Source organism: Sediminibacterium roseum, from assembly GCF_009939005.1.
Taxonomy (GTDB): Bacteria; Bacteroidota; Bacteroidia; order Chitinophagales; family Chitinophagaceae; genus Sediminibacterium; species Sediminibacterium roseum.
In genome coordinates this window covers 302,292-326,487 of record NZ_JAACJS010000011.1, presented here as the reverse complement: position 1 = coordinate 326,487, position 24,196 = coordinate 302,292, and the positions used below count along the sequence as shown (strand labels likewise).

General features: G+C 48.9%; 23 protein-coding genes. 9 read left to right on the top strand and 14 right to left on the bottom strand.

Features of this window, described 5'->3' with window-relative positions; translation table 11 throughout:
- Window positions 1-3: 3 nt before the first annotated feature.
- The 3 genes from GWC95_RS06735 to GWC95_RS06725 all read left to right on the top strand — a co-directional run bounded on the left by GWC95_RS06735 (window position 4) and on the right by GWC95_RS06725 (window position 3,984).
- Window positions 4-1,350, top strand: a complete 1,347-nt coding sequence (locus GWC95_RS06735) for an NAD(P)/FAD-dependent oxidoreductase (protein ID WP_394351250.1) — start codon at window positions 4-6, stop codon at window positions 1,348-1,350.
- A gap of 91 nt (window positions 1,351-1,441) precedes the next feature.
- Window positions 1,442-3,037: a bacillithiol biosynthesis cysteine-adding enzyme BshC gene (gene bshC / locus GWC95_RS06730; protein WP_161817922.1), complete on the top strand. Its 1,596-nt coding sequence runs from the start codon at window positions 1,442-1,444 to the stop codon at window positions 3,035-3,037.
- Between the two features lie 197 nt (window positions 3,038-3,234).
- Window positions 3,235-3,984 carry a DUF6089 family protein gene (locus GWC95_RS06725; RefSeq protein WP_161817921.1) on the top strand — a complete coding sequence of 250 codons (750 nt, stop codon included), beginning with the start codon at window positions 3,235-3,237 and terminating at the stop codon, window positions 3,982-3,984.
- Window positions 3,985-3,999: 15 nt separating this feature from the next.
- On the opposite strand, the gene GWC95_RS06720 is transcribed toward GWC95_RS06725, so the two are convergent.
- The 6 genes from GWC95_RS06720 to GWC95_RS06695 all read right to left on the bottom strand — a co-directional run bounded on the left by GWC95_RS06720 (window position 4,000) and on the right by GWC95_RS06695 (window position 9,190).
- Window positions 4,000-4,521 carry a rhodanese-like domain-containing protein gene (locus GWC95_RS06720; protein WP_161817920.1) on the bottom strand — a complete coding sequence of 174 codons (522 nt, stop codon included), beginning with the start codon at window positions 4,519-4,521 and terminating at the stop codon, window positions 4,000-4,002.
- Between the two features lie 64 nt (window positions 4,522-4,585).
- The gene (purE, locus tag GWC95_RS06715; protein ID WP_202630234.1) at window positions 4,586-5,110 is read right to left on the bottom strand and encodes a 5-(carboxyamino)imidazole ribonucleotide mutase; all 525 of its coding nucleotides are present in this window, start codon (window positions 5,108-5,110) and stop codon (window positions 4,586-4,588) included.
- Window positions 5,111-5,236: 126 nt separating this feature from the next.
- Window positions 5,237-6,346 carry a DUF2911 domain-containing protein gene (locus GWC95_RS06710; RefSeq protein WP_161817919.1) on the bottom strand — a complete coding sequence of 370 codons (1,110 nt, stop codon included), beginning with the start codon at window positions 6,344-6,346 and terminating at the stop codon, window positions 5,237-5,239.
- 151 nt (window positions 6,347-6,497) lie between these two features.
- On the bottom strand, window positions 6,498-7,889 hold the full coding sequence (locus GWC95_RS06705; protein ID WP_161817918.1) for an alpha-L-fucosidase: 1,392 nt from the start codon (window positions 7,887-7,889) through the stop codon (window positions 6,498-6,500).
- A 111-nt stretch (window positions 7,890-8,000) separates the two neighbouring features.
- Window positions 8,001-8,411 (bottom strand): DoxX family protein, encoded by a 411-nt coding sequence (locus GWC95_RS06700; protein ID WP_161817917.1) that lies wholly within the window; start codon window positions 8,409-8,411, stop codon window positions 8,001-8,003.
- A gap of 56 nt (window positions 8,412-8,467) precedes the next feature.
- Window positions 8,468-9,190 (bottom strand): pyridoxine 5'-phosphate synthase, encoded by a 723-nt coding sequence (locus GWC95_RS06695; RefSeq protein WP_161817916.1) that lies wholly within the window; start codon window positions 9,188-9,190, stop codon window positions 8,468-8,470.
- Between the two features lie 55 nt (window positions 9,191-9,245).
- On the opposite strand from GWC95_RS06695, the gene GWC95_RS06690 reads away from it, so the two are divergent.
- Both GWC95_RS06690 and GWC95_RS06685 read left to right on the top strand, forming a co-directional pair.
- On the top strand, window positions 9,246-11,087 hold the full coding sequence (locus GWC95_RS06690) for a UbiD family decarboxylase (RefSeq protein WP_161817915.1): 1,842 nt from the start codon (window positions 9,246-9,248) through the stop codon (window positions 11,085-11,087).
- Window positions 11,088-11,223: 136 nt separating this feature from the next.
- Window positions 11,224-11,391 (top strand): hypothetical protein, encoded by a 168-nt coding sequence (locus tag GWC95_RS06685; protein WP_161817914.1) that lies wholly within the window; start codon window positions 11,224-11,226, stop codon window positions 11,389-11,391.
- A gap of 119 nt (window positions 11,392-11,510) precedes the next feature.
- Here GWC95_RS06685 and GWC95_RS06680 read toward each other — a convergent pair whose 3' ends face one another.
- The 3 genes from GWC95_RS06680 to GWC95_RS06670 all read right to left on the bottom strand — a co-directional run bounded on the left by GWC95_RS06680 (window position 11,511) and on the right by GWC95_RS06670 (window position 14,834).
- A complete protein-coding gene (locus GWC95_RS06680) occupies window positions 11,511-13,334 on the bottom strand; it encodes a hypothetical protein (RefSeq protein WP_161817913.1) in 1,824 nt (607 codons plus the stop codon).
- A 139-nt stretch (window positions 13,335-13,473) separates the two neighbouring features.
- The gene (locus tag GWC95_RS06675) at window positions 13,474-13,992 is read right to left on the bottom strand and encodes a GNAT family N-acetyltransferase (protein WP_161817912.1); all 519 of its coding nucleotides are present in this window, start codon (window positions 13,990-13,992) and stop codon (window positions 13,474-13,476) included.
- 95 nt (window positions 13,993-14,087) lie between these two features.
- The gene (locus GWC95_RS06670) at window positions 14,088-14,834 is read right to left on the bottom strand and encodes a DeoR/GlpR family DNA-binding transcription regulator (protein ID WP_161817911.1); all 747 of its coding nucleotides are present in this window, start codon (window positions 14,832-14,834) and stop codon (window positions 14,088-14,090) included.
- A 106-nt stretch (window positions 14,835-14,940) separates the two neighbouring features.
- Here GWC95_RS06670 and GWC95_RS06665 point away from each other — a divergent pair, with 106 nt between their 5' ends.
- Window positions 14,941-16,137: an anhydro-N-acetylmuramic acid kinase gene (locus GWC95_RS06665; RefSeq protein ID WP_161817910.1), complete on the top strand. Its 1,197-nt coding sequence runs from the start codon at window positions 14,941-14,943 to the stop codon at window positions 16,135-16,137.
- 89 nt (window positions 16,138-16,226) lie between these two features.
- On the opposite strand, the gene GWC95_RS06660 is transcribed toward GWC95_RS06665, so the two are convergent.
- Window positions 16,227-16,673 (bottom strand): hypothetical protein, encoded by a 447-nt coding sequence (locus tag GWC95_RS06660; RefSeq protein ID WP_161817909.1) that lies wholly within the window; start codon window positions 16,671-16,673, stop codon window positions 16,227-16,229.
- A gap of 536 nt (window positions 16,674-17,209) precedes the next feature.
- Between GWC95_RS06660 and GWC95_RS06655 the strand changes: the two genes are divergently transcribed.
- Window positions 17,210-18,634, top strand: a complete 1,425-nt coding sequence (locus tag GWC95_RS06655) for an OmpA family protein (RefSeq protein ID WP_161817908.1) — start codon at window positions 17,210-17,212, stop codon at window positions 18,632-18,634.
- A gap of 296 nt (window positions 18,635-18,930) precedes the next feature.
- Window positions 18,931-19,776, top strand: coding sequence for a polysaccharide deacetylase family protein (locus tag GWC95_RS06650; protein ID WP_161817907.1), 846 nt, complete (start codon window positions 18,931-18,933; stop codon window positions 19,774-19,776).
- A 124-nt stretch (window positions 19,777-19,900) separates the two neighbouring features.
- On the opposite strand, the gene GWC95_RS06645 is transcribed toward GWC95_RS06650, so the two are convergent.
- From GWC95_RS06645 to ahcY, 3 genes are all read right to left on the bottom strand, one after another.
- Window positions 19,901-20,509, bottom strand: a complete 609-nt coding sequence (locus tag GWC95_RS06645; protein WP_161817906.1) for a hypothetical protein — start codon at window positions 20,507-20,509, stop codon at window positions 19,901-19,903.
- Window positions 20,499-21,413 (bottom strand): hypothetical protein, encoded by a 915-nt coding sequence (locus GWC95_RS06640; RefSeq protein ID WP_161817905.1) that lies wholly within the window; start codon window positions 21,411-21,413, stop codon window positions 20,499-20,501. Before GWC95_RS06640 ends, GWC95_RS06645 begins: the two co-directional genes overlap by 11 nt.
- Window positions 21,414-21,571: 158 nt before the next feature.
- A complete protein-coding gene (gene ahcY, locus GWC95_RS06635; RefSeq protein ID WP_161817904.1) occupies window positions 21,572-22,897 on the bottom strand; it encodes an adenosylhomocysteinase in 1,326 nt (441 codons plus the stop codon).
- Window positions 22,898-23,017: 120 nt separating this feature from the next.
- Between ahcY and GWC95_RS06630 the strand changes: the two genes are divergently transcribed.
- Window positions 23,018-23,518, top strand: coding sequence for an Lrp/AsnC family transcriptional regulator (locus GWC95_RS06630; RefSeq protein ID WP_161817903.1), 501 nt, complete (start codon window positions 23,018-23,020; stop codon window positions 23,516-23,518).
- An 83-nt stretch (window positions 23,519-23,601) separates the two neighbouring features.
- Here GWC95_RS06630 and GWC95_RS06625 read toward each other — a convergent pair whose 3' ends face one another.
- Window positions 23,602-24,177 carry a phosphatase PAP2 family protein gene (locus GWC95_RS06625; protein WP_161817902.1) on the bottom strand — a complete coding sequence of 192 codons (576 nt, stop codon included), beginning with the start codon at window positions 24,175-24,177 and terminating at the stop codon, window positions 23,602-23,604.
- Between the last annotated feature and the right edge of the window lie 19 nt (window positions 24,178-24,196).

The window sequence follows — 24,196 nt, the reverse complement described above, 5'->3', positions numbered from 1 at the left end:
TGGATGAGTGAAAGAAGCGCTTACATTTTGCAACGCCTGCGCCAAACCCACAACTCCTCGATTTTTTCCCGACCTTGCGCTCAAAACCAAAACACACGCATGAAAGTTGTAGTCATTGGCGGGGGCATCATCGGTTTAAGCAGCGCTTATTATTTACAGCAAAGCGGCCACGAAGTGACCGTTATCGATAAGACCGATATGAGCAGCAATTGCTCTTATGGTAACGCAGGGTATGTTTGCCCGAGCCACTTCGTTCCCCTCGCCACACCCGGTATTGTAAAACAGGGATTGAAATGGATGTGGAACTCCAGGAGCCCGTTTTACGTACAGCCGCGTTTGAGCTGGAGCCTGATCGACTGGGGAATGAAATTCATGCGTTCCGCCACACCCGAAAAAGTAGAGAGCGCCGCGGTTCCGCTGCGCGATATTGCCATATTGAGCCAGAAACTTTACGAAGACTGGACACAACTCCCGCAATTCAAATTCTCGTACGAGCACAAGGGACTGCTCGAGGTATTTCAGACAGAAGCAGGCGCAGAGCACTCACGTCACCTCGTAGAAAAAGCACACAGGCTCGGTTTAACCGATACGGCTTTGCTCGATTACAACCAGCTGCAGGCGCTTGAGCCGCAGACCAGGATCAATGCACTCGGGGCGGTGTGGTTCAAGTGCGATGCGCATCTTTACCCGAACAAATTAATGCAACAGTTGTTATCAGACCTGGAACAGAAGAATGTGAGGCTCGTAACGAACGAGGAGGTGAACAGGTTCGAACATACCAACGGAAAGATCAGGAAAGTGATCACGGATAAAAATGCGTACGATGCAGATCACATCGTGGTTGCATCCGGATCGTGGAGCAGGGAGCTGGCGGAGAAAATGCAGGTAAAGATTCCATTGGTGCCGGGAAGGGGTTATTCGGTTACGCTGGAGGATTCGCCGTACAGGATCAATTACCCGGCCGTTCTGGTAGAGGGCCGCGCAGCGTTAACACCGATGGATGGCAACAAGATCCGTTTTGGCGGTACGATGGAAATCACCTCCACCAAAACACCCCCGCGGATGAACCGTGTAGAAGGATTGCTGCAGGCCGTTGCCCGCTTCTATCCTGAATTCAAGGTTCCGGTGCCAACGGAAGACAGGATCTGGTTTGGCTACCGGCCCTGTTCCGCAGATGGATTGCCCTACATCGGTAAAACAAAAAAATGGAACAACGTAACCATCGCAACAGGGCACGCCATGTTGGGCCTGAGCCTTGGCGCCGGCACCGGCAAGCTGGTGAGCGAAGTGGTGAATGAAGAAAAGCTGAGCATGGATATCACACCGTTTGACCCAAACAGGTTTGGTTAGATCATAACACGGGCGTCTTAAACAACCGGCGCTCACAAAAAGTATGAACGGCGAACACGAAATGCGCTAAATCGTACTTTTACCAATCATTATGCACCAGGAAGCTACCTATTTACCTTATAAGGATACCGGCTTTTTTTCAAAGATCATCACAGATTATTTGTCGAACGCCCCAGCGCTGCAACCGTTTTACCGGCTTTCCCCAACATTGGAGGGCATCAAGGCTTCGATCGCACAAAGACAACAATTCAATACGCCGCGTGCGCTTTTATCGGAAGTATTGGAAGAGCAATATGCATCCATCCAGCAAACGGCAAAACTGGCGGAGAACATCCGCCTGCTCGCAGATCAAAATACATTTACCGTTACCACGGCGCACCAGCCGAATATTTTTACCGGCCCGCTTTATTTTATTTACAAGATCCTGCATGCCATAAAACTGGCGGATGAATTATCCGGGCAACTGCCGCAATACAAATTCGTTCCCGTTTATTACATGGGCAGCGAAGACGCGGATCTTGATGAGCTGGGTTTTGTAAATGTTGGCGGGCAAAAACTGGTTTGGGAAACCAGTCAGACCGGTGCCGTAGGCAGGATGAAAGTAGACAAGCCGTTACTGAAACTGATCCACGCCATACATGGCCAAACCGGTGTTCTCCCGCACGGAAACGAGCTCACCGAACTGTTCACCCGGTGTTATACCGAAGGAAAAACGATACAGCAGGCAACGCTTGAACTGGTAAACGAACTCTTCGGAAAATACGGGTTGATCGTACTCATTCCCGACAATGCAAAACTCAAAAATGCGTTTGCGCCCGTCGTAGAAAAAGAGTTGACCGAAAGGTTCTCGCACACCATAGTGGCCGCAACCATCGAAAAGCTTGGTGAACATTACAAGGTACAGGCCGGTGGCCGCGAACTGAATTTATTTTACCTCCTTGGCGATAAACGCGAACGCATAGAACTGGAAGGCGATCGCTTTGAAGTGAAGGCACTGTCGCTCAGCTTTTCAAAAGAACAGATCCTGCAGGAGTTGAAAGCGCATCCCGAACGGTTCAGCGGCAACGTAATTCTCCGCGGCGCGTTCCAGGAAACCGTACTGCCCAATATCGTGTTTATCGGTGGAGGAGGGGAGATAGCGTACTGGCTGGAACTGAGATCGGTTTTTGAGGCCGTTCACATCCCATATCCCGTGCTCATGCTGCGCAATTCTTTTTTGCTGATGAAAAAGGAGCAACTGGAACGGATGAAAAAACTCGGGTTCACGCAGGCCGACCTGTTCTCCGGTGAACTCACGTTGCTCAATACGCTGGTAAAACGCGAAAGCGATCACCAGCTCAATCTTGAAAAAGAATTGCAGCAGGCAAAAGATTATTATGCGCACCTGCGTGTGGTAGCGGATGCCGTTGATAAAACATTATCCGAACACATTTCCGCCCTCGAAAAACAATCGCTGAAAAAACTGGAAGCGCTGGAGAAAAAATTGTTACGCGCAGAACGCACCAGGTACGATGCGCAAAAACAACAGATCGCAAAACTCAAAAACGATCTTTTCCCAAACAACAGCCTCCAGGAGCGCGTAGACAATTTCTCGCTGTCTTATGCACAATACGGTAACGCATGGATCGATAGGGTATATGCCGTGTCTACCGGCCTGAACCAGGGATTTGGTGTGGTCACGATCTGATCAACGTTACTGTATCATTATTCTTGCATTAACATGCTGCTGCCGGCGTGACGGTAATCTTGTCCACCGAATCCCGGCTCAATTATCATTTCGTTAACAACAAACGGATTGAAAATTGTATCTCACGGAAACAAACCAACTCGCCCGGATAGATTTCTACACTGATCGTTTTATTATCCAACCTCCAATCATCAGTTATGAGATCTGTTTTAAAGATTGTATTGCTTTTCCTTGTCGTTTCTTTTTCATTCGCCCAAAGCCATGCACAGAGCCCCTATCGTTTTGAAGCGGGCATCAACATCGGAACATTGTTGTACCAGGGGGACCTGATCGAGAGCCCGTTCGGCTCATTCAAAGGCGCCCGGCCGATGGTGAATGTATGGCTGGCAAAACCCTTTACCCCGTATTTTTCCTGGCGGGGAAACCTTACCATCGGTTCGATGAGTGCAGACGAGGCACGTTTTCAAAACCCTTCGTGGAAACAGTACCGGAGATTTGCCTTCAGTACACCGGCTACTGAAATAACGGGTATGGTGGTGTTCAATCCCTATGGCGACAATGGCAAATCATCCGACCGCACCCTCACGCCCTATGTGATGATTGGTGCTGGCGCAACGTTTCTCAACATCAGGAGAGACTGGAGCAGTCTCGATTCAAATGCCGCGCTTAAATCATCCCTGCAGTCGGGCTACACAAAAGACTCTGCCCATGCATTGCCCCGCGTATTGCCTGTTGTTCCCGTTGGCGCGGGAGTGAAATGGATGGTAACACCAAACATCGCCGTAAACGCGGAGGCTACGCTCCGGTTTGTGTTTACAGATTATCTTGATGGCTTCAGTTATACCGCGAACCCGGGGCGCAAAGACAGCTACTACGGCATATCGGTGGGTGTGAGTTTTCTTTTTGGAGGAACAGGGGTGAAGTGCCCGGTTGTACCGAGGGAATAATTTACCGGGATAAGTTTATTTTTTGCAGCTTTTATCTGTAACAACACTCATCCCTCCCAACATGTTTGTAACGTTTGTGAAGCCATTCTGCGTGAGCACATAACTCGCCTGCGGGCTTCTGTGGCTGTGCGAGCAAAACACAAGGATCTCTTTGTTTTTAAGATGGCCAATGGATGCGATCTTGCTTTTCAGTTCCTGGATCGGGATATTGATCGCATTTTTTAAAGTGCCGAAATCAGGGTTGGCGCGCCCTTCAAATTCTTCTTTTGTACGAACATCCAGGAGTACGGCAGAGGGATGGTTTTTGATATAGGTACAGATCTCCGATGCCGGGATGTTTTTAAAAACCACTCCACCCTTCTTCACCAGTTCCATTCCGCAGGAAGCACAGTGTCCGGCTTTGTCGTAAGCCTTTTTATCACATGCCTGTCCGCAGGGTGTACATTGGTAAGAAACGGCGCTTGTTTCCTGCGCATGCAGGCCTGAAAAAAACAAAAGGGAAAAAACGAGGGAAAGGGTACTGCGTCTGCGTTTCATGGTATGTGTTTGAGGTTGAAATTGTTTTCCGAAAAAGTATTTACAACAACACAGTGCAACCATACTAGCTCACATCAAACCCATTGTTCCAGTCTTTTTTCAGGTTTGCCACTTTGCCGCTTACCTCGTGGTTCATTTCTTTTTTATAATGAGCGATGGCGGCAGCAATGTTTTCGTCTGATGTGCCCAGGATCTGCGCGGCCAGGATGCCTGCGTTCTTCGCTGCATTCAATGCCACCGTTGCAACCGGGACACCGTTGGGCATTTGTAAAATGGAGAGCACAGAATCCCATCCATCTATTGAATTGGAAGATTTGATCGGCACGCCTATCACAGGCAACGTGGTGATCGATGCAACCATTCCCGGCAGGTGCGCCGCACCGCCTGCACCGGCGATGATCACTTTCAATCCTCTTTCTTTAGCAGTAGTTGCATAATCCACCATACGCAGTGGTGTGCGGTGTGCGGATACAACTGTTAACTCGAAGGGGATCTTGAACTGCTCCAGTATTTCTGCCGCAGCTTTCATTACAGCCAGGTCGCTGTCGCTTCCCATGATGATACCGATGATAGGAGTAGGTGTTGGCATAGGTGCAAGATAGTATTTTTGGTTTATTGGTTTATTGGTGTGTCCCGGTTTTGCCCGGTTTCGCGGGAAAACCAATGGCACCCGGTGCCCTTCGCACCAATAAACCAATAGACCTGAAAATACCGGCTAGTTGATGTCCTTGCCTTCCTTCAACATCGCCTTGGATTTGGTGATGTTGTTTTTATTTACCGCATCCGTTGCGAGCGGTTCCGCTTTTTCGAGGTAACCAAGTGCTTTTGCATATTCGCCAACGGCTGAGTAACCTCTTGCGAGACCCATCAGCGTGGTAAACTGGTTCGGGTTTTTCTCGTGGTTGAGGATGAATACTTTCAACGCTTCTGCATTTTGTTTTTGCGTGAGCAGTGACCGGCCGTATTGGTGCAGTTGCTGCATGTTGCCCATCGGCAGCGCTTCGTTCATAATTGAGATCGCCTCTGCGCCGCGGTTCAGTTTGTTGAGCACCTGTGCTTTTGTAGAGAGCGTGGTAAAGTTGCGGTTGCCGGCCACGCGTGTATCCATGGAAAGATCGGCCCAGCGCAATGCTTCTTCGAGGTTGGTGTTGTGGTCTACGCTCCACTGCGCCGCATTGTTCCAGCTTTGCCATGCGAAGCCTTTGTCTGATCCCAGTTCACTGCGAAACTGTGCGATCTGTGTTTTAACCAGGTCCACTTCCACCGTAAATGGAATGATCAGTTTCTCCCACATCAGGTTAACCGTTGCAGAGGTTTCTTTCTGGTTGGTGAATTCGTATTTCAGCCATTCTACGGAACGGTCTGTTGCAACGGGTTTTACTTTTACGCGCAGCGCATCGTTTTTGGGATCGTAAAAGAAACTGCCCCAGTTGTTGCTTTCTTTTGAAAAGATGATGGTGCTTTCATCTGCGCCGTAAACAACGTACAGGCCATATTTTCCTTTTGCGAGCGGTTGCCCTTCCACGGATACATCGGTGCTGAATTCGATCGATGTGGCCTCGTTCGCGCCTGCGCGCCATGGCGAAGATTTGGAAGTGCCATATCCTTCATCGTTAAATCCTGCGGGAACGAGCTGTCCCCAGATCTTTCCTTCGCGGCCCTTTACTCCCGGCCTGTTGTAGCGGATGGTTACATCTGTGATGCCGATCATTTCACTTACGGCAGCTTTCTTGTTGCCGCCGGTGGGCACACCCGTTGTGAGAATTTTCTGCGCATGCATGGCAGTAGATGCCAGCAATGCTGTTGCAAGTAGCAGTCGTTTCATGTTGTGTGGTTTAGGGAAACAAACTAACACTTCTGCGCACAGCTCCATTTGCCTAAAATGACCAAAGCCGGTATGCGGTGATGAGCGGAAGCTGCCGGTGGCGAAAAAATACATCGCATCCTTTGGCGAACAGGAACACCAACCGCCCTGGTCAGATCCGGTATGCCGAGATCCCGCGAAGCACCGGCGCCGCTTTCGATTGCCGGATAGTAATGCGGAGCCTGCCCGTTTGCTGTTCGTTAAAAGATGCTATCTTTTTTCTCCCGATCGTGGTTCCGTTGTATACCGTTTTGAATGCAGATCCATCAAATGCTTCTATCGAAAAATCAACAACGCGTTGGCCATAAGCGATCATTTCTTCCAGCACCACAGTATTGATCCTTGCCGGTTTGGGAAGCGTGATCACCAGTTCCGTATTTTCCTGTTGCGGCGATACCCAGCAGGTGTTGATGTTGTGGTCGAGCAACGCGTTGATGTTCTTTGTTCCGCCATTGCTGACCTTTGCGCCGCTGAGCAGGTCCTTTGAAAACGCTGCATCACGCAGTTTCCTGAAACCCATCAATGCCGCTGAATCCACAGCGTTGATGCGGCCCGTTCTGTCGGGCGGAACATTCAGCAAAAAATTGCCGCCATTGCCTACGGAGCGCAGGTAGAGGTCAAATAATTTTTCGGGTGATTTTACTTTTGCATCTTCTTTCTCATGGTAGAACCATCCCGGCCTGATCGAAACATCGGCTTCCGCCGGTATCCAGTTTTTCCCCCACATGTTCCCGCGGTTCAGCGTGTCCTCGGGCGGCGCGCCCAACCCTCTTTTAAATCCCGCCGTATCCAGCAAGTTCCAGTTGGTGCTGTTGATGATCCCTTTTTCATTTCCGCACCAGCGTACACCCGGACCGATATCGCTGAAGATCACAAGCTGTGGCTGCCAACTGAACGCCGAGTCTTCGAAGCGGTGAAAATCGTATTGCTGTTTTTTGCCGTTGGGCCCTTCGCCATTCGCGCCATCCCACCAGAGCTCGAAGAATTTTCCATAGTTGGTGAGCAACTCTTTCATAGACGAGAGATACACATCGTTGTAGGCGGGCGTTCCGTACTGGGGGTGGTTCCTGTCCCAGGGAGAAATATACACACCCATCTCGATCCCTGTTTTCTTACAGGCTTCAGACAATGCTTTTACCACATCGCCTTTGCCGTTTTTCCATTTGCTTTCCCTTACGGTATGCCTGCTGAATTTGCTTGGCCACAAACAAAAGCCATCGTGGTGCTTCGCGGTGAGTATGATCCCTTTTGCCCCGGCTTTTTTTGCAATACGCGCCCATTGCTCGCAATCCAGCGCGGTGGGGTTGAACACAGAAGGGTCCTCGGTTCCTTCGCCCCATTCTTTATCGGTAAAAGTATTAGGCCCGAAATGTATAAACAGGTAAAACTCTTTCTCGTGCCATTTCAATTGCTGCCTGGAAGGCAATGGCAATACGGGTTTGATGGACTGCGAAAAAACGGTTGCGGTTGAGAGAGATAGTAGCAGGATCAATGCGTTTCTCATAAGATCGTTTGAGAAACTAATGTACGCATTCTGCTTCAGTGATGGGTTGGCCGGGAAATTTGAAAGGATGCCTCATCAAATTTCCCGGTTAATGTTATTTGGGATATGCGATCAGTGTTTGTAGAAAGCCGCGTCGAGGCTATACTTGCCCGGCCCGGTAAAAAGCAAGGTAAGAAAAGCAACGCCGAACAGCGTGGCGGCCTGTCCCTTTCCCGTAACATCACCATCGTGCGCCGAGAGCAAGGCAACAGACATGGCGATGATCACCGGCACGCATGCAAAGCGTGTGAACAATCCCACCAGCACAAAAAGCGAACAGAAGAATTCTGCAAAAATGAGCAGACCCAAAGACAGGGCGGGCGAGAGTCCCGCAAATGAAATGAACTGCTGCGACATTTCATTGTAATGCACGATCTTATCATACCCATGCACCATCAGCAGGCCGGCAAATGCGATGCGAAGCAGCAGCAATCCAAAGCTGGTGATGGGGAGGGAGGCGGTATAACTTAACAATCGTCTCATGGCGGGTGTATTTAGGGTGAAGGGGCAGTATGGATGTATAAAATCCATGCCAGCCGCTACAGGGAAACCGCTCTCTTGTACATCTGCACCGCGTTCTCGTATCCTAAATAAACAGCATCGCAAACAAGGGCGTGGCCAATGCTCACTTCATCGAGGGAAGGAACATGCTGTGCAAAATACCTCAGGTTGTCCAGGTCGAGGTCGTGCCCGGCGTTGATGCCGAGCCCCAGCTCTTTTGCTTTTTGCGCCGCGGCAACATAAGGGGCAACTGCATCGGCGGCATGGCCGCCGGCAAAATGTTTTGCGTAGCCTTCGGTGTACAGTTCAATGCGGTCGGTTCCGGTATCGGCCGCGCCGTTTACCATACGGATATCGGGGTCAACAAAAATGGACACGCGTATACCGGCTTTTTTGAAAACAGAGATGATATCGATGAGATAATCCTTGTGCCTGATCGTATCCCATCCATGGTCGCTGGTGAGTTGCCCGAGTGCATCGGGTACAAGCGTTACCTGGTGCGGTTTTGTTTCGAGTACAAGGTCAACAAATTTTTGTTCGGTAGGGTTGCCCTCGATGTTGAATTCGGTTGTGATGATCTTCCTGATCTCCCGCACATCATGGTACCTAATGTGCCGTTCATCGGGCCTGGGGTGCACCGTAACGCCGTCTGCCCCAAAACGCTGGGCATCTATAGCGGCCTTTACCACATCGGGATTGTTTCCTCCGCGGCTGTTACGCAGCGTCGCGAACTTATTGATGTTTACGCTGAGTTTTATCATGTGTCAAAGGTACGGAGTTGGCGTTACTCCCCGTTCAAACGCTTACCTTTGCCCCATGCCTTACCACTCTCTCGAAGAATGTTTGCTCGATCTTGAAAAGCATGGCCACCTTGCCAGGATCACCGAAGAGATCGACCCTTATCTTGAAATGGCAGCGCTTCACCTGCGTGTTCATGAAATGGGCGGGCCCGCATTGTTGTTCGAAAAAGTAAAGGGCTCGAGGTTCAGGGCAGCCTCCAATATTTTCGGCACGATCGATCGCAGTAAATTTATTTTCAGGGATACGCTGCAGCGTGTGCAGCAACTGATCGAACTTAAGAACGACCCGGTGAAAGCATTGCGCAGGCCACTGGCCAATATCAAAACAGGCCTCGCCGCCGCCAAGGCCTTCCCGAAAAAAGATCCGTTCCACAAACCTGTTCTGTACGAAGAGATATCGATCACCGACCTTCCGCTGATCCAGCACTGGCCAATGGATGGTGGCGCATTTGTTACGCTGCCGCAGGTATACACGGAAGACATCGATCAGCCGGGCATTATGAAAGCCAACCTCGGTATGTACCGCATACAATTAACAGGGAATGCGTATGAGGCCAACAAAGAAATTGGCCTGCATTACCAGCTGCACAGGGGAATAGGCGTTCACCAAAGCAAGGCAAACGCAAAAGGACAACCACTTAAAGTAAGTTGTTTTGTGGGCGGGCCGCCGTCGCACAGCGTATCCGCGGTAATGCCTTTGCCCGAAGGCATCAGTGAAATGACCTTTGCGGGCGTTCTGGGCGGACGGCGTTTCCGGTATTGTTACAAGGATGGATTCGCCATCAGCACCGACGCAGATTTTGTGATCACCGGCGAAGTTTATCCAGGTGAGAACAAACCGGAAGGGCCGTTCGGCGATCATCTCGGCTATTATAGTTTGCGGCACGATTTTCCCGTCATGCGCGTGCACAAGGTATACGCAAAAAAAAATGCGGTGTGGCCGTTTACCGTTGTTGGAAGACCGCCGCAGGAAGATACAAGCTTTGGCCAACTCATCCACGAATTGACAGGGGCGGCCATTCCGCAGGAAATTCCCGGGCTGAAAGAAGTGCACGCGGTGGATGCGGCAGGCGTTCACCCTTTGCTGCTCGCTATCGGCAGCGAACGCTATACGCCCTACACACCAGCCCGGCAACCCGCAGAGATCCTTACCATCGCCAACCATATCTTAGGAACCGGGCAACTCAGCCTCGCGAAATTCCTTTTTATCACGGCTGATGATACGGGCGGGTTGTCGACACACAATACAAGAACATTTATGGAATATGTGCTGGAAAGGATCGATCTGTCGCGCGATGTTCATTTCCACACCAACACGACTATCGATACGCTGGATTACTCCGGTACCGGGTTGAACACCGGGAGCAAAGTTGTTTTTGCAGCTTACGGTGATGTAAAAAGGAAATTGTGTACAGAGGTTCCGGCCGCGTTACATGAATTATCGTCGTTCGGTAACGCAACACTGGCGATGCCGGGTGTGGTGGCCCTATCGGCCGAACGGTTCTCTTCGTATGAGGATGCCCACAGGCAGATGGATCTTTTGAACCGGGAGCTGCAACCGAAAACCGACCAGCTTGATCCGGTTGCCCTGATCGTAGTTTGTGATGACGCGCATTTTATGCAGCATACTTTCAGCAATTATCTCTGGGCAGCTTTTACACGCTGTAATCCTTCGCATGATATTTACGGGATCAACGCATTTACCGAAAACAAACACTGGGGCTGCCGCGGGCCATTGGTCATCGATGCACGGATCAAACCCCACCATGCACCGCCTGTTGAAAAAGATCCCGCGGTAGAAAAAAACATCGACCGTTTTTTCGCCAGGGGAGGGAGCCTGCATCACTTGTTAAAATAAGGCTACACATTTTTCACAAATGCACCTGTTTTATTGAAATGATTGTTAAAACGAACCATCGCCCTAATCAATTCCTCTCTTCCTGCGTCTTATAGGTAAAGTTCTTCTAACCAATTTTGACCAGGAGGCAAAGCTGATGACGTTAAAGAAAATCATTGTTGTGTTTGTGAGCGTGCTTGCGATCTTCGCATTGCTTGCACTGATCCGTCGTGAAACCAACATGTTGGTATCTGCCAGACAGCAGCAGCCAACTGCAGAAAAAGTACCTGCAAAACAGGCATCCATTGCAACAAGGGATGTGTAATTGTTTTGATGATAATGAAACCTATGGATGAAGGGCTGGCGTTGTATACGTCGGCCCTTGTTTTTAAAAAGATCTTCACCGTTTTGTTCGCCCATCGTTTTAATTTCAGCGAGCTCGTCTTAGTTCACCACCGCAAAATCCGGGCGTTTGATGAGTTGGCTGATGTATTTAAAACGCAGATCGGTGTTCAACGTAACATTGAACTGGCTCATGGTTCCCGTGATACGTGGATAGTAATAGGCTTTTAATTCGATGGTCCCGAAAACCAGGTTCTCGTTCCTTGTTCTCGCACCGCCGCCGATGGCCGCATAGATATCACCCGTTCTCACATTCTGCCCGATGGTCTTTAGATAACTCAAGTTCGAAAAAACAAAAGGCGCAAAACTGAATCCAACCAGTTTCCATGTGTTGTAAAAAACGGTTTCTGCATTAAAGGTAAGGCGTGTAGACGCAGACAGTGTGGGGTTGTTGAGTTGCGGGATACCATAGTCGCTTGACAGCCGCAATGGATCGTTCAACACCGTTTTCGCCAGTTGGGTGATGCTGCCGCTGAGAAAATGGCGCACGTACCATTTGCTTTCTCCAAATCGCCGCAGCTTGGTAAAATATTCAACACTCGTCAGGAAACTGATGTCTTCAAACCGCCCCGAATTAAAAGAGGCGCCTCCCCGCAGGTTGTAGTTGATGTAGTTTTTGCGGTTGGAAAAATATCTGCGCTGGTATTCAAACCCGCCATAGGGGCGTGAGATCTTGTTCCGGTTGCTCCACCCGCCAACAAAGGAAAGGCTGAAACCTTCGGGCACGTCTTCGTTCCTTCCAAAACCGTATAGAAAATTGGTGTGGTAATAATCCTGTTCAAAAATAGTGAAGGCGCCAAGCACCGTTACAAGATCGGAGTAATTGATGTTGTAAACATCTTTGAAATACACGGGGATCTCCCTGAACATCCGGTGCGCCGCACGGATGGATAACATGCGTTTGAACCTTGATCGGAAATTCTCCTGCAATTGTTTGCGGGCGCCGATGTTGTAGCCGATCCATCCATCAAAGATCCTGTATTGGTATTTTAAAAAGTTCCGGTACATCGAATCACTCACATACCCGTTCTCTGTAAAATGATCCGCGATCTCGAATGCGCCGGTCCAGGCATGGTACGGGCTCACCAAGGGAAGGTCGCCCTGTATGTAAACATTTTTCTCCTGCCTGAGCCCGCTGTTGAATGCCGGCGCCTCGTTCCTGTACCCGAAAGCGATGTTGAGAAAACTGCCGCCCACATTGCGTTTGAGAAATTCAAAGCCGATGCCGTAGTCCGGGTTTCTTTTCGAGTCCCAGAAATTCCTTACCTGCAGCCGGTTGCCGCGCCCGAAGAGATTGTCATCGTTCACCTCAAAACTCGCCATGCTGGCCGAGCCGGCATCCATGCTGCCGCCGAAGGGAAATACATCTTTGCAGATCACGATCACATCCACGGAATCGGGGGTGGCCGTTTCCTTTACCGTGATCCGTGCATCCTGCAGGTAGGTAAGCTCGCGCAGGAATCTTTCGTTGTCTGCAAGAAGGTAAGGGTAAAGCGTATCACCCGTTGTAAAAAAAAGATTGTTCAGTATGGTGCGCCTGGATGTGCTGGTGTGCAGCGCATTACCCATGTCATTGAAAAAGTTGCGCGTCACTTTCGTCGTATCGTTCACCGACCGGTTAAAACCCAGCTTTTCTATAACGATGTTGCGGATGATCTTTCCCTTGTACGGGTTGAAAACGGTTTCATTTTTCACGGCGCCTTCTTCCACAACCGGGTCAGGATTGTTCACCGAAAGGCTCCTGCCGATCTTTCCCAGCAAACCTTTTTTATGGGCCAGGAAAAATACAGTATCCGCCGGTTCCTCCTTCTGCGCCTGCGCCGGAACATTGGCAATGCAGAGGGCCAGCAGGCAGGCAATCTTCATAATAACCCGTATATGGAACAATCGCCCTTGCATGTTCAGTCTTCACAGTTTGAGGAAGTGGAAGTTAGTCAAATTCGTGCTTCAGGCTGTGCGCCGGCGGCTTTTGTTACGGCACCATTAAAAAAAGTATACCGTTGCCTCACAATGATTTCTCCATCACCACGAACTCCAGTTCCTGCTTCGGCAGTCCAAAAGATGGATCGGCAGGAAAGGGTTCGGTTGCGCCGGTTTTACGGTAACCGTGGCGCTCGTACCAGGCAATGAGTTTGTGGCGGACAGAAATAACGGTCATCGTGATGCCATCGCAGTTTTTTTGGCGTGCGTATTCTTCAGCGGCAGACAGTAGTTTTTTCCCTATGCCCTGTGCCTGCAGTTCAGGATCCACGGTGAGCATGCCCAGGTATAATTTGTTTGCTTTTTGTTTGAGAAAAACACAGCCTTGCAGCAGGCCCTGTTCGCCGGTGTAGGTGAGGATCACCGCGGCGGGTTCCGACATCATATTTTTTAGGCCATTGGCGTCGGTTCGTATACCGCCCAGGAGATCGGCTTCGGTGGTCCAGCCTTTTTTTGAGTGCTCGCCACGGTAGGCACTGTTCACCAGTTGTTCGAGGGCTGGGATATCGGTTTCGGTGGCGACGGAAAAGTTGGGTATTGACATGAGCGAATTTATCTAAAATTCCGGATCGCATGTACGATCCGTTTCATGCATCAATAACGGTGATGTGTTGCATCGCGCGAAAACTGCGGATCGCTTTAAAGGATCGTCAGGTTGCTTTTCCGGAAAGGGTCCAGTCGTTGATCAGACGGGTCCAGTTCTGTGATGAGCAGGTCGATGTCCTCAACCCCGCAAACACGTATGCGCTGGTGCGAGTTCAGTTTTTCTGAAATAGACATGACCACCGTTTGCGACGATGCTTCGATCATCGCGCTTTTGACCTGTACAACATCCCAGTCGTTGTCGGTGATGCCATGTTCGGTATCAATCGCATTGATCCCCAAAAAACAAAGATCGGCCTTGATGTGTTTGATCCTGGTAATGGCTTCCCCGCCCACGGCTATCTGCGATTTCTTCGAAATCTTGTCGCCGATGAAGATCACTTCTATATTCGGGTGCTGTGCATATTCATAGGCGGCTGGTATGCTGCCCGTAAGAAAAGTAGCTTTTAAGTTTTCAGGGAGGAGGCGGGCAAGTTCGATCACGGTTGTGCCGCCGCCGGTGAGCACAAACATGCCGTCCTGTATGAGCGAGACGGCTTTTTCGGCGATCACTTTTTTGCTGTCCACATTGTAAACATCCGACCGCAGGTAAAAACTGTTGAAAGATTTCGAAAGCGCCCCTCCATGTACTTTGATAACTTTACCGCTCTCTGCAAGCTCGTTCAGGTCGCGGCGGATCGTATCTTCCGAAACATTGATCGAATTACTGAGATCGGCCGATAAAACGCTGTTGTGAAGGCTCACCTGGTGTAAAATATACGCCTGTCGTTCTTTTTTGAGCATACGCCGCAATTAGTTGGCTACTAATTTGCATTTTATTTTTAATAAAACAAACAAAAAGCTGCAAATTGACGCATCGAATCGGCTAAAATCAACAAAAACCTGCACAATGAACCAGAATATCAGCAAACTTTGCGGCATTGCGGGCAAAGAATCGCGGCTCATCATCGGGCTCATGAGTGGTACATCGCTTGATGGGTTAGACATAGCCCTATGCCGGTTTACGGGGAGCGGGCAGGATACAGGCATCGAGATCCTTGCGTTTGAAACGGTTCCTTATGAGGATCATTTCAAAACGGAAGTGCGCGCCGTTTTCTCCAAAAGATCGGTAGACCTCGAAAAGGTTTGCCTGCTCAATGCCTGGATCGCACAGCAGCATGCGGGGATGGTACTGGATTGCCTGGAAAAATGGAAGGTTGCACCCGACGAAGTTGACCTGATCGCCAGCCACGGCCAAAGCATCTACCACGCACCCAAAATTTTACACAGGCAGGAGGGATTTGGCAACGCCACCTTGCAGATAGGCGACGGCGATCACCTGGCCGTAGCTACCGGCATCATTACCCTGAGTGATTTTCGCCAGAAACACGTGGCGGCCGGCGGCGAGGGTGCGCCATTGGCGGTATATGGCGATTATTTTATTTTCAGCAAAAAAGGAGAGAACCGTCTCATGCTGAACATCGGCGGCATCGCCAATTTCACGTACCTGCCGGCAAACCTGGATGCGACCGCCATCTTCAGCACCGATACCGGCCCTGGCAATACGCTGATGGACGCGTTTGTACAGGAAAATTTCGGGCTGCCCTACGACCGTGATTCCCTGATCGCCCGAAAGGGAACGGTGAATGGGGCCTTGCTCAATGCGTTGATGGATCACCCGTTCTTCGAAAAAGATTTCCCCAAAACAACCGGTCCCGAACTTTTCAATCTTGCGTATGTGGATGAGGCCATCAACCGCGCCGGTATTCTTGAAGCCGGGAAAGAAGACATCCTTGCCACCCTCAACCGTTTCAGCGCAACAACCATCGCGGGGGCGATGAAGCGTACGCTGGATAAGGCCAAAACATTTTCCATCTACTCCAGCGGCGGTGGTATGCACAACCCGTTGCTGATGGAACAGCTCCAGGCCATGCTTCCCGGTTATGCATTTCAAACAACGGCCGCACTCAACATCAACCCCGACGCAAAAGAGGCGCTCCTGTTCGCCATCCTCGCCAACGAGGCCGTTGCAGGGGGCAATACAAGGATCGGCGACGGGAAGAAAGTGCCGGGCGTAAGCATGGGCAAGATCAGCTTTGCCAGGTGACCCAACCGGTTACGCCAAGCCGGTTACCCGCAAAAAAAAGCCTCGCGAAAAAATCGCAAGGCTTGTTTTGTATATAGAGAGGGATGATACTAAAGAACTGAACCCTGGAAAACTTCCACACGGCCGTTTTCGTTGATCTCCAGAACTACGGTGCCTTCTTCTGTTTCGAAAGACGCGAAGTATTTTTTATCGTTGTCTGCATTTACAAACTCGATGCACTCTTTCAACTGATAATCAGGGAAAGTATAAGTAGAAGTGATATACTCGATGGCTGATTTCGGCAGTTTGTCGAAAGCAAGGTTTTTAGTGGTACCAACGAGGTCGCCGTACACATCGTAGTAAGCCGTAACTTTTTCTTTGTTCAGAACAAAGCTTACTTGCTGGAATTTGCCGTTAGACGTCCAGGTAACATCCTGAGCCTTGCTGAATGAGCTTGCAAAATGGTTCTGAACTTTTGTTTTAACTGTAGAAGGTCCTGCAAATGCAGTGGTTCCGATTGCGAGGGCTGCTAAAGCCGCGATGAAGAATTTTTTCATTGTGTTTAGATTAAGTGTGTTTAAATATTGTTTTTGTTCGTTTGTTTTAATTTGATAAGTCAAAAGTAAAACCGGATGCATAATAGACGCCGGAGATTGTGATTAGTTACATCCCCTGTGGGGTGAATGGTATGAGCGGTTGAACGGTAAACGTTAACAGATGTTAAAATATCCCTGAAACCCAATGGTAGCAAGCATTTCAGCGATTTCTTAATGAAATCATAACGGCCGTTTTTTCAGTGATGAACATTGTGTACGGAGTGTACGGTTTTGGATGAGTGGTTGACGGGTCGGCGAATAATTGCTTCGGTTCAGCAGTTTTTGAACCGGGAACTTTAAATCGCAACTTTGTGGGGTGAAAACCGGCTGATCCGAGCAGAAACAACCGAAAACCGGGCACCCCGTGGTGTGGAATAAATTCCCCCGCTCTTTATATACTATAGTGTATCGTGTTTTTACGCCTTTCTTTCCACATGGCACAGGTTTTAATGTATTGGAGCAGATAGAACAATATCCTCCATACTAAACCAACATTTATGCAACATCTATTACGGCGTATATCATTGCCGGTATTACTGGCAAGTTTCGCAACAGCGTCTTTTGCACAGGAGAGTGGTACCATGACAACCACGGGAACCATCACCTCAACCAGTGTTTCTACGCAGAAGAATGCCAAACTGTTTTCAGGTACCAGCGCTTACCGCGTATGGTCGTTCGGTATTCATGGCGGCGCGCTCTGGGGTTCGCTTCCTTTCGGAAGGAACGATTTCAACAAATCAAATCCAACCATCGGTTATGGTGCTTACCTGAAAGCACAGCTCTCTCATCACTTTGGCCTGCAGGCAGATTTCCTGAAAGGAAAAGTGAAAGGTGAGAACACAACCATGCCAGGCGATGCTTACAAATCTTACGAAACAGACATCAACTGGTCGGCCGCTTTGAAAGGCGTATTCACGCTGGCAAACATCAACTGGACACAATTGCACACCGGCGTGCAACCTTACATCGGTATCGGTGCAGGTGCAATCAACTACAACCCGCGGATGGTAACACAAAGCGGCGCCAATGTTGAGTTTACACCAAACGGAAGCAATACGAGCCTGTTTGTGCCCATCGACCTCGGACTGAAATTCAACGTTAGCAAAGACATTAACATTGATCTCGGTTATTCCATGAATTTTGTGGATGCTGATAATTTCGATGGTTTCTGGAAAGTGCCGGTATACAATGCCGATAAATTCTCTTACGCCCATGCAGGGCTGGAGTTTGCGTTGGGCGACAGAACAAAACCACAACTTGCCACACACAATGCACCGGCAGCGCTGGCGCAGGACCTGTGGGATAAGAACGCAGCATTGCAAAGCTCACTGGATGCAACACAGAGCCAGATCAGCAAACTCAACAGCGACATCGCCTCTCTCAACAGCCTGAAAGACGAGATCGCAAGAATGAAAGCAGATGCTGATGGTGATGGAGTACCTGATGGATTCGACAAATGTCCGAATACACCGGCAGGTACAAAAGTGGATGGTTCAGGATGTCCTTTGCCAACCCCACCGCCGCCAGTGGCAAACAAGGATACAACGATCGTTCAGAAATTCTACATCACGGAAGAAGACAAACGCATCGTGAACGAGGCGATCAGGAACCTTGAGTTTGATTTCGGTAAATCAACCATCCGTTCAAGGTCATTGCCTTACCTGCAAAGAGTAGCAGACATCCTGAGAACAAAAGGCTTCAGCCTGAAACTCGCAGGACACACAGATAACGTAGGTTCAGACGCAGCAAACATGAAATTGTCTAAAGAGCGTGCAGAATCTGTAAAAGCAACGCTTGTATCGCAGGGTGCAAATCCTTCAAGGATCGAAGCCGTTGGTTATGGCGAATCACAACCGATCGCAACCAACAAGACCGATGCAGGCCGCCAGAAGAACAGGCGTGTTGAATTCACTTTGTTCTAACAGTTACATCTATATAGGCCGGAGCCCATTTCAATGTTGAAATGGGCTCTTTTTTAGTGGCGGGCATGGTTAGGTTTGATGCTTTCGATTGCCACAGATTGCACAGATGAACACAGATGGGCATAGAGGCATGTTCGTTAAAGTGCAAAACATCTGTGTTCATCTGTGCAATCTGTGGCAATTATGATTTTGGAGTGTTAATAACTAAACCCCATTCAACAAACTAATCACACCCACCCGCAACCGGCAAACCCAACAAAAGGCTTCACTATCTTTGAACCCTAATAATCCAGTTTATGAATTTCACAAAACTCTTTACCCGTACAGGATTCGGCGTATTGTTCCTGGTTGCCGTGGCAGCCTGCAACAACAACAAGGCCGATAAAAAAGCAGGCGATTCTACGGTAGCGGCAGCTCCTGCCGGTGCGGCAACGCCGGGCACACCGATCAAATACGATAGTTCAAAACGATACATATACCTTACCTGGGACGATTCCCCGCAACCACCCGGAACGGTGATGTCTAAAAACGTGTTCAGGGAAGAAGGCATCAAAGCAACTTTCTTTTCTGTAGGATTCAACCAGGTTGGCCCGCAGAAAAAACGTTTGATCGACTCTTTGAGAAACGGGTACCCGCAGTTTCTCCTTGCCAATCACAGCTTCTCCCATGGATTCAGGGATCAGTATTCGAAATTCTATTCGCCTGCCATGACAGACAGCGCCTTCAATGATTTCATGCGGAACGAAAAAGACCTGAAGATACCGGTTAAGATCATCCGTCTCCCGGGCAACAATACATGGGCGTCCAATGGACAGATAGACGGCCAGAAATCGGAGAACGCGCTCGTAAAAAAACTGGATGCGGCAGGATACAAGATCATTGGATGGGATCTCGAATGGCACCAGGCCGCCAAGGCAAAAGCGCCAAAAGAATCAGTGGATGAAATGCTGAAGATGATCGAGCAACGTTTCCAGGATGAGTATACTTACCAGCCGAATTCGATCGTGATACTTTCGCACGACAGGTTGTTCGAAAAGAAAGAACATGCAGATTCGCTCCGCAAATTCATTTCTGAGCTGAAGAAAGATCCCAGGAACGTGTTTGAAACCATTGATCACTATCCTACGGTACAGAAGAAATAAAAAGTAATACACATTGAATTGAAAAAGGAAGAAGCAGGTAACAATTGCTTCTTCCTTTTATATTGTAAGAAAAGGTTCCGCAAGGACTTATGATCCTGCTGTTCATCGTGCCAGCAACACCATTTTACCTGAAACGTTCAGAGATCGTGTAGGCCACTTTATCGTTCACCCGCCTGAACACATCGTCGTTGATCTTTCTCAGTTTCCGCACCTGCCGGCTGGCCAGTAATCTTCCTTCGCTGTCGAAATACTGCGGTTGGGAGTAGAAGGTGAGAATATAATATTTCTCGGAAGTGAAAGGCAGGCGGATGGCCACGTGCCTGATCGACATAAAGATCAGCGAACGTTTCTGGTTGTTTACGTAATAATCAAGGTTATTGATCCAGATGCAATGAATGGCGCTCATCTGGTTGATAAGGCTCATTACGCCTTCCACAGGAAGCTGGTATTTTGTAAGGGTATCCTGCAGTCTCGGCTCGCTGGTGTTGAACTGGTAAATGTATTTGATGGAATCCGTAATGATCTCGAGCGAAATGTATTCAAATGATTTATCGGTGAACTCTACAGAAAAATGTCTTTGCTGGTTGATGTTCTTGTACAGTTGTTCTATCGCTATCAAGGTTTTTTCATGCTCGTTGTAATAATTGGTCGAAAACACTTTGCGCGATGCGCAGGAGCTCACCAGCGCGGCAACGCAGATCAGCATAATGGTCAGCTGCTTCCTATTTTTCATGCGTCGTCTTTTTTGTAGCGTGAGAAATACCGAAAATGATCTTCTTCAAAAATTTTTCTGTCAGCACCTGCCTGCTCCTGAAACCATAATCCCAATAAGTGATGGCTATTTTGTCGTCCTCCGTTTCTTCAACACCCAGCAGGATCACGAAATGTGTTGGCACGCTGAATTTTAAACGCGTGTGGTTTTTCTTGTAGAGGTCAAGGTTGTTCACGAACAAGGCCACGGTGCCGGTTTTCAGCCGGTCCGATAAGTACTCAAAAATATCGCGCACACCCGGGCGGAAAATATCCGAACCGATCGCATCTACCTTGTAATTGAAAAGATTCCGCACCATGCGGTTGTATTTTGAAAAATTGACCGCCGCCCACATTTTGTTCTCATCGCCCTGGTTGTAGTGTTTGTCGAAAAAATTAAGGTAGCCCTTGAAATGATCGGCGAGTGAGAGGAACCAGAGCTGGTCGGCAGGACGAACATCCAGTTCTCCTTTAAAGATCAATGTACCCGCCGCTAGTTTGACCTCGCGGCTCGGTTCAAAATATTCAATACCATATACTGCTTTTCCCTGCGTATACAATTTTACAAGGAAGCTCACAAACGTCAGCGGATCATCGTGCAGGGGTAAATACGACATGGCAGAATACGCGCAGAAATTGGTGCTTCTTCCTTCGTAGATGCCGATCGGGTTCTCTACATTCTTACGCAGGTTTTGCAGGAAAGCCGCCGGTTGCACATTGGGCCAGAACTTACTCGGTTGAAGGTCCTTTTGTTGATCGAGATAAGCGAGGGCCTGTTGTTTGGTGGAAAGGGGAGTGGTATCGTTACGGTCGCCGGCAAACAGCGCCGGATGCAGCAGGGAGAAACAACAAAACAATAAAATAGGAATGATGTTCTTTCGGGTCATCCGGTTGCCTGTATTGGTAGCTGTGGTTAAATTAAAAAGTGTACTGAAAAATCCTTGCCAATGGCGGGTCTGAACTTTTGGAAAGTTTGAAACTTTCCAAAAGTTACAAAAAAAAGCCCGCTTCAAACGAAGCGGGCCTGCTCAAAAAAACTTATCTGTTAATAACGGTACATTTCTGATTTGAAAGGGCCGTTCTTGGCAATGCCGAGGTATTCTGCCTGTGCGTCGGTCAGCTCGTCCAAGACCGCGCCAACTTTAGCGAGGTGCAGACGGGCAACTTTCTCATCGAGGTGTTTAGGGAGAACATAAACTTTATTCTCATAGTTGCTGTGGTTGTTCCACAACTCGATCTGTGCCAGGGTCTGGTTTGAGAACGAGTTACTCATCACAAAAGATGGGTGGCCCGTAGCGCAACCAAGGTTAACCAGGCGTCCTTCTGCAAGAACGATCACGTCTTTTCCTTCAATGGTATAAAGATCTACCTGTGGTTTGATGGTATTTTTGGTAGAACCGTAAGCCTTGTTCAACCATGCCATATCGATCTCGATATCGAAGTGGCCGATGTTACAAACGATCGCCTTGTCTTTCATCAAACGGAAATGTTTTTCGGTGATGAGGTCGCGGCAACCTGAAGCAGTAACAATGATATCGGCTTCTTTCACTGCTTCGATCATTGGTTTTACTTCAAAACCTTCCATTGCGGCCTGCAGTGCACAGATCGGGTCGATTTCTGTAACGATCACGCGGCATCCGGCGCCTTTCAGCGAAAGGGCAGAACCTTTACCCACATCGCCATATCCGCCAACAACCGCAACTTTACCGGCCATCATCACATCTGTAGCGCGACGGATCGCATCCACCAGTGATTCCTGGCAACCGTATTTGTTATCGAATTTCGATTTGGTAACAGAGTCGTTCACGTTGATCGCAGGGATAGGCAAGGTACCTTTCGCCATGCGCTCATACAAACGGTGAACGCCTGTAGTTGTTTCTTCAGACAATCCCTTGATGTTCTGGATCAGCTCAGGATAGGTATCGAAAACCATATTGGTAAGGTCGCCACCATCATCCAGGATCATGTTCAACGGGCGGTCTGCGCCACCAAAGAACAGCGTCTGTTCTATGCACCAGTCTGCTTCTGCCTGTGTTTGTCCTTTCCATGCAAATACACCAATACCCGCAGCGGCGATAGCAGCAGCGGCCTGGTCTTGTGTAGAGAAGATATTGCAAGAGCTCCATTTAACTTCAGCACCCAATGCAACCAGTGTTTCGATCAATACGGCGGTCTGGATGGTCATGTGCAAACAACCCGCAATGCGCGCGCCTTTCAAAGGCTGGCTTGGGCCGTACTCGGCACGGATAGACATCAGGCCCGGCATTTCTGCTTCGGCTAAACGGATTTCTTTGCGTCCCCAATCTGCGAGGCTCATATCAGCCACCTTGTACTTCAGGCTGAAATCGATGGATTTTGATAATGTAGACATTAATTTGATGTTTTAGGAAGTACAAATGTAGTTTAGTAGAATAAAACACCAACAAATTAAATTTATTTGGAACAAATATCCGTTTTGTTACCTTTGGTTAGAATAAAACAGGTGTTTATCATGGCAAAAGCGGCAATAAAAGACGAATCCACTAATGGTTCTTTTTCACTGGATGAGAAGGATCTTAAAATACTCCGTGTGCTCCAGCGCAATGCCCGCGCCACGGTTAAGGAGATCGCCGATAAGGTGCACCTCAGCACCACCCCCGTACACGAGCGCATCAAGCGCATGGAAGAGTCTGGCGTGATCAGGCAGTATGCAACCCTGCTCGATCATTCCAAGGTAAAAAAAGGGCTTATGGTGATCTGCTACGTGTCGCTCAAACAACACAACCGAAATGCAGGCGAACGTTTCATCAAAAGCATCCAGGAAATGCACGAGGTGATCGAATGTTACAACATCTCCGGTGAATTTGATTTTATGCTGAAAGTGGTGGAGGAAAACATGGACGCGTATTACGATTTCCACGTGAACAAACTAAGCCAGGCAGAGAACATCGGGCATGTGCAGAGTGTGTTTGTGATGGGAGTGATTAAGCAGACACATGTGTTGATTCATTGAATGAATTAACAATTAGGAATTAGTAATTAGGAATTAAGAATTAGGAATTGAGTTTAAAATTATTAATTCCTAATTACTAATTCCTAATTGTTACGCAGTAATTTATTCACCCAATGCGCCACATACGCACTGCCGCTTCCAATAAGGGCGGCTATGAGAACATCAGAGGGGTAATGCTGGCCGAGGTAGATCCTTGAATAACCAACACAACTTGCCCAGGCCAATGCGGGTACGGTGATGTACCATTTCTTTGCAGTCAGCGAAACAGATACCGCGGTTGAAAACGCCACCGATACATGCCCTGATGGGAAGGCATAACTGTTCTCCACATCATTCACGTAGATCTCCGTGTAAGACTGGTAGGGGCGCGGGCGTTTTACGATCTGTTTCAAAACTTCCGTAGTGCCCGCAGCGATCGCAAGGCTGCCCAATGCTTCGAGGGCATGGGATTGAAGTGTTTTGTTTTTTTCGATCAGTGCAACGGCAAACATGCCCACCGGCACCGCAACCGAAATGGGTTTTGCCGTAGAACTGAAAGTCTTCCATACATCAGATGACGGATGTTGCGGGTTGATGCCGCGCACAACATTTACTTCCCAGGTGGATTGGGCATTTACACTAACGGTTGCAAAAAGAAAAACGATCAGCAGTTGGCGCATGGTATCGATTGATTGGTTG